Source organism: Mixta intestinalis (assembly GCF_009914055.1).
Lineage (GTDB): Bacteria > Pseudomonadota > Gammaproteobacteria > Enterobacterales > Enterobacteriaceae > Mixta > Mixta intestinalis.
This window is the reverse complement of the sequence record NZ_CP028271.1, coordinates 3226299-3244895: the sequence shown is the minus strand read 5'-3', so window position 1 is coordinate 3244895 and position 18597 is coordinate 3226299. Positions and strand designations below refer to the sequence as shown.

The window sequence follows — 18597 nt, the reverse complement described above, 5'->3', positions numbered from 1 at the left end:
CTGATTTGGGTCTGATCTCCCTTAACATCTTAGAAATTTCAGATGTTTTATTTCACATTTGTCTACATATAATTTTCCTTTTCTAACCAGGGTTTGACAACACGCTAAACTGATAATCTTCTCGTTAGATTTTTTTGTTTAACTGGCATGATTACTTCAGTACCAAAAATGGTTTTATCTTCATATCCTGACATCTTCAGATAAGGAAGATAGCCATCCGGAATTTCAAGTCTTGGCATCGCACTATATTTTTTTGCCTGAGGCGAACTGAAAAACGCATTGTAAGAATCAATCACCGTATTTAATTCTCTGTTCGTTGGTATTCGGCCTAGTTCAGACATCACCCTCGACAGAATAATTTCAATTCTTTCAATAGGTAATAATTCTGAGGCGGCAATTTTTTCATTTCCTTCAATAGCCCAATACATCGTTCCCTTTGATAGGATTGTCCCGATTAACGAGTTTCTTGCAGCACTATTATGTTCCGAATTTGAATTGCTCCCTTCATTTCCCATCCCTTTTCTGAAAGTAGAGGAATGCGCATAATATAATTGGTTTATTTGTATGGCAGCTGCAGGATTTCCTTCTTTAAGCAGGCCACGTTGCAAGTTATAATATTCCTTATAATTTGACCTGTTGTTATTTGAACCGACATGTGCATGGTGATATAAATCATACTCTTGGTAGGCATATCCTCTTTTTTCTAATTCGGGTATGGTATTAATAGCTGACGGTGGAACCTTGGTGTTGCCACTGATATCTCCACGGCCAGCTCCCGCAGCGGTAACCGAATGTAATATAGCATGTTCAGAAGTATACATAGCTTTACCACTTGCATCCTTCTTATTTTTTAAACCCAATCTGACAGCTTCATTATTTCTGTTTTCATGTGAGCCAAGATCTTTTTTCTTTGAATTTTTCTTACTAAGTGTTAAAAAGTCATTATTACTTATTTCCATATACCCTCTGGCATATTTTGTACTAATTGAATCTATTGCTGAATAGTCTGGCTTATCAATATTCAAAATATCTAAAATAGAATATAATCCTTGGTTATCACTAAACGTGACAGGATTATTTCTGACCATGCTGAACAGGTTCAGTCCATCTGCCGTACCCGCAGGATCTGAAGAGATCCATCTGCCCGCCCATGGCTGGTAGTAGCGATACCCGTAGTAATACAGCCCCGTCGCGTCACGCTCCTTGCCCGAGTAGCGCACGGCTTTGTAGTCCGCCTCCACCGCGCTGCGGGCGGTCCACACTGCCGTCCCGCCGTACGGATAGTACTCTTCCGCGCTGATGACGTTTCCGTCACCGTCCAGCTCCAGACTGCTGCTCCCTGTAAGATTGTCGTAACTGTAACGTAGCTGGTCGCCGGTGATTTCTGTCGGCTTGCCGCTCTCCCAGTGCAGCACCCGCACCTGCGCTCGGCCCGCTTCACCTACAGTGATGACCTGCAAGCTTTCCGTTTCAGTATTGCCCGCTTTTGTGCTGCGCAGCTCCAGGCCCGGCAGGTAAAGTACCCGCTGCGTCTGTACGCTGTTACCGGTTCTTTGCGTGCAGACCTTCAGGATGCGCTGACTGCCCGTGTCATAGCGGTAACTTTCGCTGTCATCCGTACTACCGTCACGCACCACCGGCGTTATCTTCAGCAGCTCGTTACGCGCTGTCCAGACCAGATGCTGTCCCGGCTGCAGCTGCATCTGCTGCCCGCCCGCCGTGAACAGCGCATCCACGTCCGCGGAGTTTTCCGTCAGGGTGCTCAGCACGCCCCGGTTGCTGCGATCGCTGACGGTTATTTTGGTGCTGTAACCGCTGCCCGTTGCCGGAGTATGACGGGCTTGCGTCAGGTTACCGGCTTCGTCGTAGGTATAAGTACGGGTGTAGTTCGTGTATGTGGAGTTGTCTGTGGGAAGGGGAACCGTAGCGGAAGGGAGATTATTGCCCTGCTGGCCGGCATTCGCCATCTCGCGTCCGGTGGCGCTGACCAGCTGGTAGAGGCTGTCGTAGGTGTATGTATTCTTTGGCACTATTTTCTGATTGTGCCAGAAACGCGTCTCTTCCGCGTCATTGCTGACGTTGAGTACGTTACCTACCGGATCATATTCATAGCGCAGGTCCTGCAGCACTTTCGCTCCCGAGGCGTTCCCGTCGGGTCGTTCCGTTTTAATCCCGGTCAGACGCTGCGTCTCTGCTTCATACGTATACGTGGTCACTACGCCGTTGCCGTGCACCTCGCGCAGCTTCTGTCCCATGGCAGAGTATGTCAGGGAGGTGACAATGGTCTGCTCTTTTCCGCCCTTCAGAGTCAGCCAGCTGCCTGACAGCAGTCCCGCCACATCGTACACTACCCGCTGCATATTGCCTTTTGCATCGGTGGTGGTTAGCACCGCCCCGGTGGCGTCAGCGGTTGTCAGGGTGGCATATTCTTCACTATCCAGCATGTCGTTCCAGGTAGCGGCGTCACCCTGCCAGTCGGCCACAACGTCAGGGTTGTCGGCGTCCTTCAACAGGCGGCGGGTGACGGATAGTGGTACGCCGGTGAGGGCAACACTATCGGTCTGTAACAGGCCGGCGGTGTCGTAATGGCTGATACACTGCCCGGCGAGGTTCATGGCTTTCTCCACATCACTGTTGCCGGCATACACGAAGCGCTCCGTAATGCGGGCGATGCCGCCGGTAACCTGTTCAGTCACGCTCATCAGGCGACCGGGCAGTTTGGCGTTTTCATACTGCCAGGTGCGGGTCACCGCCTGGCTTCGGTCCTCCGTGCCGTTATTTGCCGTACTGATATTGCTGATTGTAATAAATGGCCGTCCGGCGGCGTCATTCAGGCTGACAAATGTGCCGTTATCTACTCCCTGTGTCCGCAGGGTATTACCGGCCAGGTCCGTAAGGTACGTGAAGTTCGCCAGTCTGGCATCATGAAGGCGAGGGTCGGCACTCTGTGTCAGAAAGCCGTGGGCGTTGTACCGATGGCGGGTGATGCGCTCAGTGGTAACGTCCTGGGTGCCAGGATGGCGGTGGTACGCGATGTCGCGTATGGTCAGGCCACGGTTGTCGAATACCGTGACTGATGGCGTGTTACGAAACAATGCTGTATTCATGAATGTATCCTGCAAAAAATGTTATTGAGAAGATAGGAGCCACTGGGCAGCCCCGTATTTTCATGACAAAAAATAAGCCCGCTCACGCTGCCTGCGCGGTAAAAGGATGTCCGGATCCCGGCCTGCTTATCTGCATGAATTCCCCCTGACGTTGCTCCCGGATATGTTTTGACTAAAGCGGCAGACCCGCTGCCGCTGTAAGGGGTTATACCTCTGCTGCCGTGTCGTTCTCATCTTCGCTGACGACAAACCAGGGGGTGAACATCCCACGACGCAGCCAGTTTTTTGCCGTTCTGGTCTGCCACACGCGCCCCAAAGGATCATAGAAATGCATATCGGCATACAGATCCTGCCGGGCGGCGTCATCACTGACGTATTTCCAGCTGTCGAGGAAATAGGGCTGGTATGTCCGGACAGCCTGTCCCTTATTGTCATACTCCGTTCTGCCGGAAACCGCCCACCGGAAGCTGGTTTGTGCCGTCGCAGGCCGATCGTCCGGCCCTGCGATCAGGCTGCCGTCTTCTCCCCTTTGCCAGGCATCACCTGCCGTTTGCCGAACCGAAGTCTGCAACACCCGGCCAAAACCGTCACTGAAGGTGACCTGCTGGCGAATTTGTTGCTGCGGATCGTTGTCATAGCGATCGGTGGTCAGCACAGCTACGTGAGGTGGTAGTCTGTCCGCCTGATCCTGTTGCCAGCAGTCCGTAACGTAAATCATGCACTGATAAACAGGCACAGGAGCGGACAGCGCAACCGCCGCATCTACCGTTGCAGGTGGCGTGAACGCACTGTCACTGTATCCGACATTTTCACTCTCCTCCGTTCCCCGGAAGGTGGTCGTCGTCACGCGTCCCAGCGCATCAAGAGTCAGAGAATGAAGGTTATCGTTCGCATCAAAAACACTTACCGGCGTCATAAACCGCCAGTCATATTCTGCTGAAGCAGTCAGGCCCGCTGCATCTGTGGTCTGTGTAATGACGCAGTCGCAGGGATCGCGGGCGAGGCTCACCTCACCGGTAAGGAGCGTATCTCTGACCGCCACCGGCAGGAAGAAGTGTGCTGCAGACGCATAAGTGACGTATCCGCTACGCACCGTCCATAATGTTTTTGACGCTTCATTATCATCAGCAAAAAGATACGGCAACCGGGCATATCCAGCCTGCTCCAGACGAACCGGGGTTAAATCCTCTGCCAACAAAGCCACAATACCTTCGTCAAGTACCGCAGCCTCACTGAATGCCACGCGCGGCGGAAACGCCAGATTACCGGTCGTGGCTTCTCCCTGCGCGTCCAGATACCAGATCTGCTTCTGTCCACTCAATAAGGGTTGCGCATCAGCAAACGGGCCTTCCTCCGCCAGCAAATCTTCGAGCATAAAGCCTTTCGCCGGCACGGCTATTTCCGCCAGTGTGACCTCATCGTTGCGGGCCGCATCGGCCAGACCCGTTATCCAGATACCGCTGGCCGGTTCGAATAAACTGTGCCAGGTGTTTCGGGTCAATGCCAGACGCAGGATCTGCTGCTGCTCATCATAAGAGCTGGCAAAAAGCGTATCGGGTAAGGTATCTGGGTACGGACTTTGTGCTGGCCGGGCGCGGCGCGGGTAACGGATACTGACCTGCCGGAGCGGCTGGCCGTATTCATCGCTGCTCAGGAGTACGTGCTGGCTGCATTGCGGATCGCAACTGATACGTTCATAGCTGTAGTTTCTGCTTTCAACCGTTACCGGAAGAATAACGGGATAGTTGCCGCGGGATTCCACCAGGCGCACCTGCGGCCGGCTTTCACTGACTGAATAGGGGATATCTGCCTGAGCACTCCCGTCACTGCCGTACAGCTCCGAGCGCAACACCATCCCCTTCAGGCCGCGGCGAAGCCAGTATGCGGCCTCATCATCAGGGGTAAAGGCCTGCTCGTTGTCCCCACTGCCGGTGGTAAACCGCGGAAGATAACCGGGGAAAGCCTGCTCATCACCGGCCCAGAATTCATTGTGCAGGCTGTCATCCACCACAGGCAGGCCGGTGGCGTACCAGCTGCGGCTGATGGCGGGCATGCTGATCTCCCCGGCGGTCCCTGTGTCCGCCAGCACGTCAGTGTCGCGGATCTCAACGAAGCCAAAACCCCTAAACTCCCGCTCCCGTCCGTCCCAGACACCGTGACGGTAGCGCACGACGCTGGTCAGGTGATTAGCCGTGATTTCATCGATAACGTCCGTGCGGCACAGCATATACAGCGCAAACGGCAGATAACAGGCTGGCGCTGATTTGCCCTCTGCCACTGCGTCTGCTTTTTCATCCAGCCAGAACTGGGCCGAACTGCGGTAAGTCAGGGCACAGCGGGCCCCCATATTATTGTTCGTCCCTTTCAGCAGCCACGGCTTGCTTTCCGTCAGGTGGCAGACCCAGTGGGTGGGGACAGGATAGGGGACCGTCAGGACCAGACTGGCCACGCCAAGCCCCTGAATATCCGCCAGCTGCAGGCTGCAGGTCCGGTCATAATGGACGCCCTCCGGCAGGCTGATACTGAAAGACTCTGCAAAATGGTTACCGCTCTGATTAAGCCAGACCACAAGTCTGTCGCTCAGGGCGTAAATCAGATCGGTGGTCCCTGAGCCGTCCACATCGGCAAAATACAACTGGTCCGGATTAAAAGCTTCTGTCGGGCAGCTAAAGCCGTCCATGCTGACGGGGGGACCGAAGCGGCCGTGCCCCAGTGCAGGCCAGTAGCGAACGCCTTCTGCACGTACTTCCACCAGATGCTGCTGGCCGCTGCCCGCCATATCGCTGAAGGCAACCAGCACGCCGGCATCCGGGTTAAACTGCGGCAGGGTGATATCATCCGGCTGCATGACGATCGTCGCGGGGTTCCAGCCTTCGCCGGTTCCGCTGTACAGACGTACGCTCCTGGGTCCGATCAGCACCAGATCGCTCAGGCCGGTCCCAGAGATATCCGCCAGCTGCGCGTGAATATGAGCATACTCAACCGGCAGCGCGTTAAACGGTATGAAACCCGTCCAGCCACGTTCCGGCGTACGCTGATAACGCCCTGCGGTACCGGAGGCGGCGACGACCCACTCCAGGTATCCGTCTCCGTTCAGGTCGACCAGCGAGCCGCCTTCCCGCAGGGGCGGAACAGCCGGCAGCGGCGCGGGTTTATCCCAGGTGACCGCATCCGCTCCGCCTGCCGCATCACGTACGGGCGCCCGGTACCACCAGGCTTTCCCATCCTGATACAGAATGCCCGCCATGCCTTCCCCGTTCAGGTCAACCATCCGGTAAGGCTGCAAAAGGTTGAACCTGTCCATGTCAGCCCGTTTCTGCCATTGCACCGTTTCCGGCGGGGAAAAATCCTGCCAGTCCAGCGTCAGTGGAGGAAGCTTTACAGGACGCCCATCGGCCTCATAAGCGATTTGCTGAACCGATTTCAGCGTGGAAACCGAGGCATTCTCCTCCCAGACCAGCAGCAGGCGCGACACCAGATAAGGGACGTTCTCCGCCTGAGCTTCTCCGGCCAGTGCCGCAACATCGTGATACATCAGTACCTGGCGGCAGAGGCGGCGGGTGCGCACATCAAAACCGGCATCGTAAGCTGAGAAACAATCCCTGCGACACGGCCACTCGCCGCTGCCCGGCGCCAGCCACTCAGGGGCGACGTCTGCGTCGGTTCCCCGCTCGCCATAATCCAGAACCAGCGTAAACAGCCACTCTGCGGGGGATGGCTCTGCCATAAGTGCAGGTAATTCACGGGCGGCGACTTTGTTGCCGTACCAGACCGCAGTCAGGTAGCGCTGCGCGGTGGCATTCGGGTGTGCGGCCGTCTCCGTTTCGTCACAGCCTTTTTCATCTTCGCCCCGGTACTGCCAGTAAATTTGTTCGCCCGTGGCCGACACGGAGGATTCAGCCAGCCAGACGGCCACCTGCGCCGGGTTTTCAGGGTGGCTGATACGGGCCTGAGGGGTGCGCCCCAGAAGATGGACCTGCCCGTCGGGGCTGTACATCACCCAGAAACCCGGCTCGCTGTGGCTGTGAGGTTCCCAGAACTCCAGTCGGCTAAAATCCGTTTCGGTTCGGCTGCGCCAGGCTGAAACGGTGAAATCTTCTCCCAGCTCTCTGTCAAGGAGCATGCTGCTGTGGCGCAGATCGGGCTCCCCCGCCTCATTCAGTGCCGGAACAAGGACTTCCCCGTCAGGCCCGGTGAATTCATCTTTTTCATCCCAGGTTGGTACGCCCTTGCTGGTACGTCGGCGCACTGCGGGCTGGCCAACAGCCCAGCCGATGCCAAAGGGCCCGTTACCGGCCCGGCTGTGATAGCTCAGGGCAAGGGAAGGGGCATATCCGCGACCGGTGCTGACCGGCAGTGCGAGCGTAAGTACTGCTGCGCCATCAGGACCTGCCGCAGCCATGTCTCCTTTTAGTCCCGTGACGGCACCTCCGCCTTTTGGTAAAGAAGGCAGCTCCAGTTTGATCGTGTCTGTATTTTGCATATAAGTCTTCCTTACGGCCCCCGGAAGGGGGCCGTACAGCAACTAAAGTCTCAGGACTAGCGGTTACGCATGATGTAGCGGATATGGAAAATAATATCGCTCAGGTTTTCCACGATGGACCGCTGGTTCGGCGCCGCGTCACCGGCGTCCTTCACATTAAAAATGCTCAGCGTCAGGGTCATTGTCCTCGGATCTCTGCCCTCAAACGGCAGGAAGCGGCTGTCGTCGAAGTTCACGACAAAGCGCCCGGTATCCTGTATGCCGTGGGACAGCGTGGCGACGGTCCCCTTGTCATCAGACAGCGTGGCGGCAATGTCCTGATACGGCCCCAGCAGGGTTGGCAGCGTGACGGCAATGCTCTTGGTAAAGAGCGTTTTGTTACTGCTGGTTGGGCCGTAGTCATCAGCCAGCTGCAGGGTTGACATATCCAGCACGGCGCTGAAAATGTTGTTCTCCAGCGTAAGCTTACCGACCGCAGACTTATCCGTGCCTTTATTAAGCACGTCCGCGATGGCGGCACTCAGGCTGCCGCTTTCCTCCCCGCGCACTGCGGCCAGCGACACCGTTCGCGTGGCCTCCAGCCCGTTCGCGCTGTTCTGGATCCAGACGTTCTCCAGCTTCTGCAGCTCGGTGGTGAGGCCTTCGCCAGCCAACAGCCCCTGATATAAATCGTTCCAGACCGGCGTACTGAAAATGCTATCCGTTTTGCTGCTGCCGAACTCACGCTTAAGCGCTTCACGGGCCTGAATACAGACCGGAATAGTGGCATCGTAGAGCTGGTAATAGAGCGAGGACAGGCGGCTGACCATCCAGCTGTACAGGGTAAGCCCCGTAAAGCAGCTGTTATACAGGTCCAGATAAGCCTGTTGATTGGCATACTCCATCTCCGCCAGCGCAATTTGCTTCTGCTGCATAGCAATCTGCGCCTTCAGGCTGTCGATACGGTTATCGGTTTCTTCAATGGATTTTGCCGCAAGCTCGCTTTGCTGACGCCAGTCCTCAGCCCGTCGCCGATAGGAGGCGGTGATTTCACTGATTGCGGCCGCCTGGTCAAGGACCTGTGCGGAAACCTGCAAGCCCTGCGCAGCCGCTTCAACCGGTGCTCCAAGGTCATGCCCTCCGTTTGCCAGACCAAAAATATTGGGAATGGCTCTCATCACGCCGGCCGGAAACAAAGCGATGGCTGCTGCGGTATTGCCCACCATACTGCCGCCGCGTAGTGCCAGCCCGGCGACTTCTGCGGCAGACAGGTCGCCGTTAATCAGGGAGGTATAATATTTCTGGTTCAGCACCAGGCCCTCGCGGCTGCTGTTCAGCGCGGCAAGCTCTGCGTTAAGGCTGTCAAGGTTGTTCTGCGCGATCTCCTGCTGTAAACCGAGCACGCTACTCTGCTGGGACTGCAGCAGCATCGTGACCTTTTCGCTGTCCTGTTTTTCAAGCGCTGCCAGCAAGCCTGAACCAAACTCTCTCAGCCGGCTCACGGCTTCCTGTGCTTTAACAGCCAGCAGCGGGTAACGCCAGCCGGTATCCGCGCGGTCAGCCGGGCTGACATCCCCCTGTATGCCATTGCCACCGGATTGCTGGCGATGCAGTTCGGCAGGGTCAACCGGGGCAGCAAACAGCGGCAGGCTGAGCGGCTGGCCGTCGAGGCTCAAATTATGGCGCAGGTTATAAAGACGGATATCCAGCTTATCCCAGTAGGCCAGCAGCACGTCATTGTACGGCGGCAGAAAATCACCGTCCCCCATTTCATTGGCATCCCCGGCACGTAACCACTGCGCAAAGGTCAGCGGCACACCCTCACCGCTGCGCGTGACCGGATCCTGTATTACATCGGCCTCGGCGGACAGGGTCGGGTTATCCCAGGTATTTGTCATCCGGATATCCGGACGCGGGCCGAGCAGCTGCTGCGCCTGGATATAGTACATTTTGGCTTCGGTCAGCGTATCGCGCTCCAGCAGGCGATAGGCCGCATCGCCGCGGGCAATCAGCAGGTCAAGGGTATGCTGGAAAATTGCCAGCTTATAGTGCATCGGGTCAGCGGTGGCGATCACGTCCGGATCGGTGCTGGCCGGCATATCGGTGAGGCTGTCCCAGGCTACGTCCTGCTGCAAAGGGTAACAGTTCCAGTAGCGCGGCTGACCGTTTTCATCGGTCAGGATATGACCGTCTTCATCACGATAGCCAGCGCTGTTAAAGATATATTTATACCAGCGCTCAGCCTCCTCAAAGCGCTGCTCAGTGGCAAATCGGGTAGCGATCAGATAGGGGGCATGGAAGAAGAGTTCCCACAAATATTGACTATATGGACCAGAAAATGCTCCTCCCCCGACAACATTCTTGTCACCGTTGTAATACCAAAGCCCGTTGTCAGCGATAAGTTTCTGATTTTCATAAGTAAGCAGATTTTCTGTATTTGCTTCCAGATTTTCACTTAACTGACCGAAAAGAGAGGCGGTATCAACCGTAAAGTATTTTTGCTGGTTATTGGCATCAACAAGCCAGACATTATTTGATGTATCTTTCTCTGAAAAGCTATATGGCGAAGAAAAATTAGAGTCAATTTTTAATTTAAAGTCAAGACGAGATGCGTACCTATTATAGCTATCATAAGCTGCGATGGTTAATGTTTCTCCCTTATCTAATGGTATTAATTGTGAGAAAGTATTCCCAGGGTTAATTCTATCTGAAATAGCTTCACCGTCAAGTTCAACGACAAGTTGCAGTTTGGTATTCTCAGAAAGTTGCTCCACATTTTTTATGACCAGCTCACGTGCTTTAATATCATAAGAAAGCACCCCTTTCAGGTGATATTTATTGCCCTCGCCGCCTTGATGTGAAAAAAACATATTATAAGTTTTTTCATCTATGTTATTACAACTTGCCTCGTAGGAGTGAGAGTTAATGAACGTATTTTCCACCTCTGTATGTGTCAGTTGCCAATTGCCGTTTCTTTTTAATACCCAGGTATAATTTCTTATTAAATACCCCAGGCCGCTCCCATCATTTATTAATTTGTCATACGAAGACCAACTACACTGTAAGTTGTTAGATTTATAATTCAACACAACGACATTTTTTATAGGGTCTTTTATGTTAGGGGGAAGAGATTGCCACCCCTCCCACAATATCGGCTTGCAGTCATCATTATGAATAGAAGTATCCAGTAAAACTTTACGACCATAGTATTTTTCATTGAGAAAACCGGTAATGAAAAGAACATTATCCTTGTTGCCTGGAGTCGCGCAAAGAAATTTCATGTAGGCAAAATCATCCATGTCTGCGACAAAAGAAACCAGACTGTTTTTTGCTGCAATGGACGTCAATTTTCCCTGGTTAAGGGTATTTTCAAGTTTCTCAAATAATTCCGTCTTGCCAATGCGCAACGATGGCTCAACATAGTTTCCGGCATAAAAACGAAGCTTCTCCTTGCCGGCCCATGTGCTGTAGCGCTTGTTATACTGGTCCCAGTTATTCAGGAACGCATCCTGTGCGAGGTATGGCGTTGCAGTGTCAGCAAGCTTACCTTCATACCCTTCCAGCGAGCGGTGGATAAACAGCTGCAGGCTGCTGATGGCCTCCGCCAGACGGGAGGTGGTCACGGCATTACTGATTTTAGTATCCAACAGCAGGTATTCGTACAGGTCATCAGCCGTGGTCACGCTACTGCCTTCCGGCAGTGATGAAAAGTCATGCGTCGCCAGATAGTGGCTGACCAGCGCGTCGCGACGCGCTTCCTTAAGATTCTGATTAAATAATGAGATTGACATAGAATTGATATCCTTTATTCAGTTTACTCTGCCTGTCTAGCGGCTCACGCCGGCAGTCAGGGTGTCTGCCACACGGGCAATCAGGACGTTGTCTTCCGCTTCGACACGACTCTGTGCCATGGTCAGCAGGTCATGCAAAGCGGCGGAGCCAACGTTGAGCATCTGACCCGTACGTAGCCAGGTCAGCAGGGAATACAGCTGCGCAAAACTGTGCGGGAATTTGCCGTTGCCAAACCGGAGCGTGTTCATCCTGAGGACGCTGTCCGCCGTGAGGTTATGAAGAACCGCGATTTTCTCCGCCACGTCAGCGGCCTTTGCGGTGCCATCCGCCAGTACCGGCAACAAACGCAGGGCTTCGTCGACGGAGGTAGTCACCTGGCTCTGCCAGCGTTTGAAGCGGGTCAGTAACAGCAGCAGAGGCAAATCTGGTTGCGGAGTGCCAGGGAGAGAGCCATCCAGCTGTTTGGGGGTATCGGTCAGCAGCATCAGGTCCTGCTCGCTCAGATTCAGCCAGCGGGCTACCAGTACCAGCTGGCTCAGGCGCTGCGTCGCGTCCACCAGTCCGGCGGTATCCTTTTGCAAATCTTCCACGGTGGTGTTCTGCGCATTGCCAAAGAACGCCTTGATGTTCGCCCAGTAGCGATCAAGCGTGAAGCTGGCGTCCGTTTTATCCAGCCATTTCGTTACCTGAGCCATAATATTGGCTTTAAGATTAAAGCCGCCAGCCAGCGCACGGCATACCTTCTGATGCAGGGCATCGTCCATTTCACCGTCAGCAGAGAGGGACCCTTTCACGCTGTGATAGACATTTTGCAGGAAAGTGAACATCTCAGCCGTGGCTGTGCCGTTGTAAACCGTGCTCACCATCGCCTGGACCTGAATCAGGTTCAGGTTGTTATCCGCCATCCAGCTCAGTACCTGTTCGGTGCGACGGATAAGGTCAATGGCGGCAAAGCCGGTATCACGACCAAGCGCAACCAGGAGGGCATCAGAACCACCAGCCATCAGCTGCCACAGACACTCCGCTTCAGCAAACGTCAGGCCCAGCATGCGGGGGATTGCGCCAAAGCGATAAATTTGTCCGGCGGTAAGCTCAGACATTTTGAACCTGTCCACATTACCGAAGCAGTAACGGCCGATACGGACAAATTCGTCGCTGGTTACGCCAAGGGCTTTAAAGCAGGCTGACTCATAACTTCCCGCGTCGCCATTGCATTTAACATTGCCGCCCAGCGGGATGCAGCCAGTCTGATCCGCCAGGGTGAACAGACTCTCGTAAAAACTTTTTTCCTGCGCACGGGCATACGGATTGACCGGACCAATAAAGCTGACAAACGTATTTGGGGTAATGCCATAGCGTTCCTGCAAATCGACACAGGCTGCGAGGGCTCTGAGCACCACAGAGTTGGGTATCGGGGAATCGTAACCTGCTGCCTTTGATGCGCTAACGATCACCCAGTCGAGCATTTCAAAAGACAGGCCGGTGGTATTGCGCAGACGAATAAGCTTTTCAGCATTTCCCGCAAGGGAAACCAGGGTGTCATCTGTGAAATTCAGGGCTGCTGGTGTGGTGATATTTCCTGAGGTATCACGTACTTCTGGCTGGATCCACAACAGGCGTTCGTCAGGCTGTGTAATATCATCCAGACCACTATTCAAATATGCAGCGCCATATTTCCAGACGTCTTCACGGCTCGTATTACCGTATTTGTAGAAAGGACAACTATTATGTGCATCAGTAGCACTATGAGCATAATCAGCCTGGGCCGTGAGTTCCAGAACCTGATTAAAAGTAAGGCCGGTTTTCTGACAAAATGTCGGAATATCATTCAGCTGTGTAGCTAAATCACTGGCTGAACGCTGAGCACCATTTTTAAGACCATAATGGCTGGCGATGTCGGCCTGAGTTAGCGTCTCATTGGCCATCAACTGATAACTCAGCGGAGTAAGATTCAGTATGGTTCGCGCCGGTGGGTTCGGGGTAGTATCTGGAGGCAGCATCGCTTCTGGTGAAATCGTGGTGTCGCCCGTTTCATCCTTACAGAAGGTAAATAATAGTGCTGTCGCGGTGGTAGGTTCATTTACCGTCAGCGCATCCGGCCAGTCGGCAGCACCGCTGCTCTTAACTCCGATATAGCCTTTACTGGTTTTAAGCCACGTTCCATTGTTACCGTCAGATTCCAGGGTAATGGCCAGGTGCCTGGTTGGCGAGACTTGCTGATTTCCTTTCGTATTACCCATACGGGCGTAGGGGCCTTCTTTTCCATTATCTTCACCGCTGTCTGCCATCAGATAACAACCAGACAGAGAGATACCATTAAGGGTGACGTCGCCATCAATACCCAGGTAAAGCAAACCCTCTTTCCGGGTAATATTCAGAGGGGCAGTCTGCACTGCTGCAGCCAATGGTTTTCCCACATTCAGATGTGCGCCCGGCAAAGAAGCACCGCCAGCGGTGGCGTGTGACAGCCAGACCATTTCACCCTCCGTTTTCAGGAAAAACCGTTGACCTGAAATCACCTCCGGGGAAGAAACGCTGCGGGTTAAGTACCCATCAACGGCGAAGGACGATGCCTGTGTGTCAGAAAGGCTATCCCAGATACCGTTTAGCGTGCGGCCCTGAGCGCTCAAGGCAGCGTTGATTTGCGTCAGCTTGTCATCATAAGGCAATGTCATGGGGAAGAAGCTTTCTGACAGGGCGTTAAGGTGGTCGCTGTTATTGCCCTGCAGGATCTCAAGCAAAAGATCCAGAGAAGTGATCTCCTGGTTCATCGTGGTTTCGCTGAGGATTAGGTTTTGCAGGTCGGGGCGGCGTTTATTGATATCAAATGCAGAGCCGTTCTCATGGAGGTTTCTGGCCACCTTATACAAAGCAGCGGCATAGCGCCCCGGTGAGAACAGGGACTGAATGGAGGCCGCATCAGTATATTCAGTGCTGCGTGCCAGGAGATCGGAAAAGTCTCCATCTCCGCCCAAATTACGCAGCAGGGTTTCCTTAAGAAGTGGGGATGAAGTTGTTGTAAGCTTTTTCAGCCCGCCAATAACCGGCTCCTGCCGTAACTGCCAGGAACGGAAAAGGCTCTTTAAGGTTTCCGCATGCTCTCGCGCCTGGCGATAAATTTCTCGCGCATGGGTGGCATCTATATCTGGAACAGTTTTGATAAAATGAGCGCGACTTTTATTTACGATATCAAAAACAGTTCGATAGCCTGCTTTATTCAGTCTGATAACAGACTCTGCCTCTGATACAGGCAGTAAATTATCTGTGGACATGCAAAGATCTCCAGGTGATTTAAATATAAAAATTAAGTGGATATTAAAACCCTTGAACAAAGTCTGCTAAAAATCCAAAAAATTAAAATGAGACTTTATCCGGTTACAATAAACAATAATCATCAATCGATAGTGGTAAGTTAATGTGCTGATTTATAAATGGAAAAAATAAAATACAAGATATCCATCTATAAGTTATTTATTGATAATGGTTTTTTTCAAAGCCTCCTTATCAGAATTAAATTTGTTAATATTCAGTTGAAGACTGGCTGTATAATCAGAGTAGTTTCCCCATCGCTGAATGTGATAATCAGGGCGTTCGCAGGATGCCAGTAAAAACTCCGAATGTCTTATAACCCATGTCATATTAAATATTGAATAAATAAACCCCCTTCCTTTTATGAAACAATTATTCACATGAATTTTCTGAGTGAGATGATTTTAACAAGCTTTTATCGATATAAAAATCAGGGAAATAATTCATTACGCAAAGATATTTATTCTGGTCTAATTACTTTTGTTTAATAAGGGTTTAGTGATCTCTACTTACAGTTGTTGTTAATGTTATGAGGAAGTTGAAATAACTATTTTTATTTTATAGGATGAAAGATCGTTTTTGTTTTTTTAGCATGTTATATAATAAATTTCGTTATGTCACGGTTAAATAAAGGTTATGAATCCAAGAAATAATGGGGTTAATAAATTATTCTTTTTTCAAAATGTATGGAATATTAAATAAAAGTTATTGTGCTTGGTGATATCGTGAGAACAGCGGAAGCACTAGACATAACCACATCAGCGCTTAGGCATTCGATAGTTGAGTTCGAAAAGTATTGCGGGGAGAAATTGCGTCAAAAGAAGGAGAAAAAAATCGCCTTACGCATCCAGGCAATTTTATGTATGAAAGGTTCTCTTCTTTGTATAAACAGTCTAAAGAAATAGAGACTGTAATTTAAATTGTGTAATTGCCAGAAAGAATTATTGGGTATGTGGCTAACTCTTGAGGAACCGCTTTGCGGATGTGGCAGGTGCCGTTTCGGTCTTTGGCAGGCTTTATCATCATGCCCATTTTGTACCACCGGGAAGCGGGGCCGGAGGAAAGATAAGGGCGGTAACGACTAATAAACCAACAGATTTTTGGCTCAAAAAGCAAAAACCCGCCTTGTGGGCGGGTTCTCTGAATAAGTGGTGCCCGGACTCGGAATCGAACCAAGGACACGGGGATTTTCAATCCCTTTAAAAGTGCCTATGAACTGCTTTCCTCTGCGTATGTAAAAGATAGATTCATTGGATTACCTTATCAAAAAAATGTTCTCACAGGGGCATCATTTCATACTCGGTTGCAAAGTAATCAAATTAAACTTACCAGAATTCTACCTTGTAAGAGGTAACATAGCGGCACTACTTGTGCTTATCACGGTGGTTATCTCCTCTTGATGCAATCGGCACCAAGAGCCTTGGTAACCAGTATTTTTGTTGCTAACTGAGAAGTGAAAATTACTATTCATGAGAAAATGGATATGAATATTTTAATTGAGTTAATTGAAATAGGAAGTACTTTTCCTCCTTGGATTCAAATTCATATGTTAAAGCGCTGCTTATAAGGTTGAGAATGATTTTACTTATATCCTAACCACTCTCTAATTGTGTTCATTAATTGATTGAAATAAGAGGTTTGCTTAGGTTTATCGTTCATGCCGGTTTCAGTATAATTATGTGAAGTAATATTTGTTTCAGATTTCTTCATTTTTAATGCTAAGTTTGCACTACGATTATTTTCTATTATATCGTTGTGCATATTTCCGGCCCAGACAATTTTATTGCCTCTTATCCAATAGTGAGATCTACATGGGAATTGCCAATTTCCTATAGATGGATGTAATGAAATTTCTTTTCCATTATAAGTCATACTCCAATCAAGTGGAGAAAGTGGAGTAATTACCTCATTCTTACATCCGCATGCACATAGATGAGCTATCGTAGAATATGGCATCGAAACATACAGGATGCCTTCTTCTAATTGCTCGGGGATAAATTCAGTAAAAGTAATGGATAGAGTTTTCATTCTACTCTCTCCATAACCTTATTTGCTATTTTGTTTAACCCTAAACTGTAAGTCATTTCATACGAACTCATGTCGTCACAATAAAAACCAAATAGTTTTTTCCATTGTATGACAGCAAATGCTGCATTTAGGCAGTTTAATTCTACCAACTGAATATTTGATCTGTATACTTCATCATCTCTTGATATGGTTGGCAGTGATTTTAAAGGCGTATCATCCATATCTTTTGCATATAATGTAGAACGACAAGTGCCGAAAATACTGCTTTTGTCTTCAGTAAAACTTAATCCCATACCTACATCAATAAAGCTGATTTTATGTTGGTATAGATAATCAGTGATCATCTTACGTGAAGTGGCGCTGTCTATGCTTATGAAGATAAAATCATAATTAATTAGTTCATGTAAGTTAGTTTCTGACAGCATTTCATTATGAGGAATGACTCCATTTCTCAGATTACTATACGTTTGATAATAGTAATCACATTTTGTTTGTTTTTTTTCTAAGTCATCTATCGATGCGGCTCCAGGAGCACGAAATGAGTTATGTTGTTGGAATTGGTCTTTATCATATAAGTGTATTTCACTTACACAGGTCTTAGATATCATATCTAAAATATAAGAGCCAGTTCCACCCAACCCGATAATAGCTATTTTCTGATTTGCAATTAGATTGTTGAGCTGAACAGTTCCAATACGAGCTGAAGCTGTATCTTGATATGTGAAAATGTCTTCATCATTAGTAAGGTAATGCGAAATAAATGTTTTCGCTGAAACATTTTCATCAATAGCTTTGGCTTGGCTCTCAATAACCCTAACGTAACTAGTAATCTGATGATAATAATCATCATAGCTACCTGACGGTGGTTTATTGGAAAACCAATGATTCCCTATGATGCCATTCCCAAGTGTTTGATTTGGAGTGGTGTGCTGAATGGCTGTTAATATTCTTCCATCAGGGTGGCAGGGATGTTCCCCATTGAAATACATTTGGTGTGTATTAGGTTTACCAACAACATCGGGGGCTACTAAAACAAGATTAGTGATAAGGGTCCCTTTCAGGACCTCTTTATTGGCGTTTACATATGGTACTGAGTGAACCATAAGGAAACCATCTCTAATTTCGAGTTCATAGCCCTCATCCTGAAGTCTTTTCAGGCAAGGATTAAGATTTATCAGTTTGAGTGACATAAAAAATCATCCCGTCGGTTAATTGAACATATTGACCATCAACCATTGAGCCTTCTGGATTGCTAATTGGCCCTTTAGCGTAATCTACAGAATAGATTGATGTTTCCTTATTTTCGGCATGTTCATATGCCAGATGAACAACATCCCAGTAGCTAATCACGCGGCGATTTACGACCCGCATTTTTGCATTGACAATGATGTTAATACTGGTTTCCTGGGTATAAAGGCGCTCAACATTTGGCTGAGTAAGGTCAATATGTTCATGGTCAGTAATGAGTTTGTCTTTCTCATTTTTCATTTCAAGCCATACGTCATTACTGTCAAAATCACACTCTGCGAGAGATTTTACTGTGGCCCCTGTTAAGCTTGGTGCTCCCCAATCAAACATTTTGCCATTAAGTGTAAAACGATAAGTGCGATCGGAGTTAAACATCAGGAACGTTTCAACCCCCTCTTTATCGAGAGTCGTTTTTTCTTCAGGACGAATCTCTTCAAGCAAACCATTTTTCAGCTTCTGGAACAGAACATACTCAACAATGTCTTTGACACCAGCTACAAGAAGGATTTGAGCCCCTGTAGGAGTGAGATCATCGATCTCAACAATTTTGTCATTGATTTTTATGAATTTATTTTTCATGTGTTCTCCTTGGTATAGAACCCTGTAAGGGCAGAGGTATTGAACGATTTTGTTCGACTTATCGAACTTGCA

The 18597-nt window shown here is 50.0% G+C and carries 7 protein-coding genes; all 7 read right to left on the bottom strand.

Annotation, left to right across the window (positions count from 1 at the left end):
• Positions 1-104 precede the first annotated feature (104 nt).
• The gene (locus tag C7M51_RS15045; RefSeq protein WP_244323741.1) at positions 105-3107 is read right to left on the bottom strand and encodes an RHS repeat domain-containing protein; all 3003 of its coding nucleotides are present in this window, start codon (positions 3105-3107) and stop codon (positions 105-107) included.
• A gap of 205 nt (positions 3108-3312) precedes the next feature.
• Positions 3313-7590 carry a SpvB/TcaC N-terminal domain-containing protein gene (locus C7M51_RS15040; protein ID WP_160622479.1) on the bottom strand — a complete coding sequence of 1426 codons (4278 nt, stop codon included), beginning with the start codon at positions 7588-7590 and terminating at the stop codon, positions 3313-3315.
• Positions 7591-7646: 56 nt separating this feature from the next.
• Positions 7647-11360 carry a Tc toxin subunit A-related protein gene (locus C7M51_RS15035; RefSeq protein WP_160622478.1) on the bottom strand — a complete coding sequence of 1238 codons (3714 nt, stop codon included), beginning with the start codon at positions 11358-11360 and terminating at the stop codon, positions 7647-7649.
• A 36-nt stretch (positions 11361-11396) separates the two neighbouring features.
• On the bottom strand, positions 11397-14633 hold the full coding sequence (locus C7M51_RS15030; RefSeq protein ID WP_160622477.1) for a Tc toxin subunit A: 3237 nt from the start codon (positions 14631-14633) through the stop codon (positions 11397-11399).
• A gap of 1618 nt (positions 14634-16251) precedes the next feature.
• Complete coding sequence (locus C7M51_RS15025; RefSeq protein WP_181499871.1) at positions 16252-16698, bottom strand: ubiquitination-like system serine protease family protein; 447 nt, start codon at positions 16696-16698, stop codon at positions 16252-16254.
• A complete protein-coding gene (locus tag C7M51_RS15020) occupies positions 16695-17888 on the bottom strand; it encodes a ThiF family adenylyltransferase (RefSeq protein WP_160622476.1) in 1194 nt (397 codons plus the stop codon). The genes C7M51_RS15025 and C7M51_RS15020 overlap by 4 nt, the downstream gene beginning before the upstream one ends.
• Positions 17863-18525, bottom strand: a complete 663-nt coding sequence (locus C7M51_RS15015; RefSeq protein ID WP_053069300.1) for a multiubiquitin domain-containing protein — start codon at positions 18523-18525, stop codon at positions 17863-17865. Before C7M51_RS15015 ends, C7M51_RS15020 begins: the two co-directional genes overlap by 26 nt.
• Positions 18526-18597 lie beyond the last annotated feature (72 nt).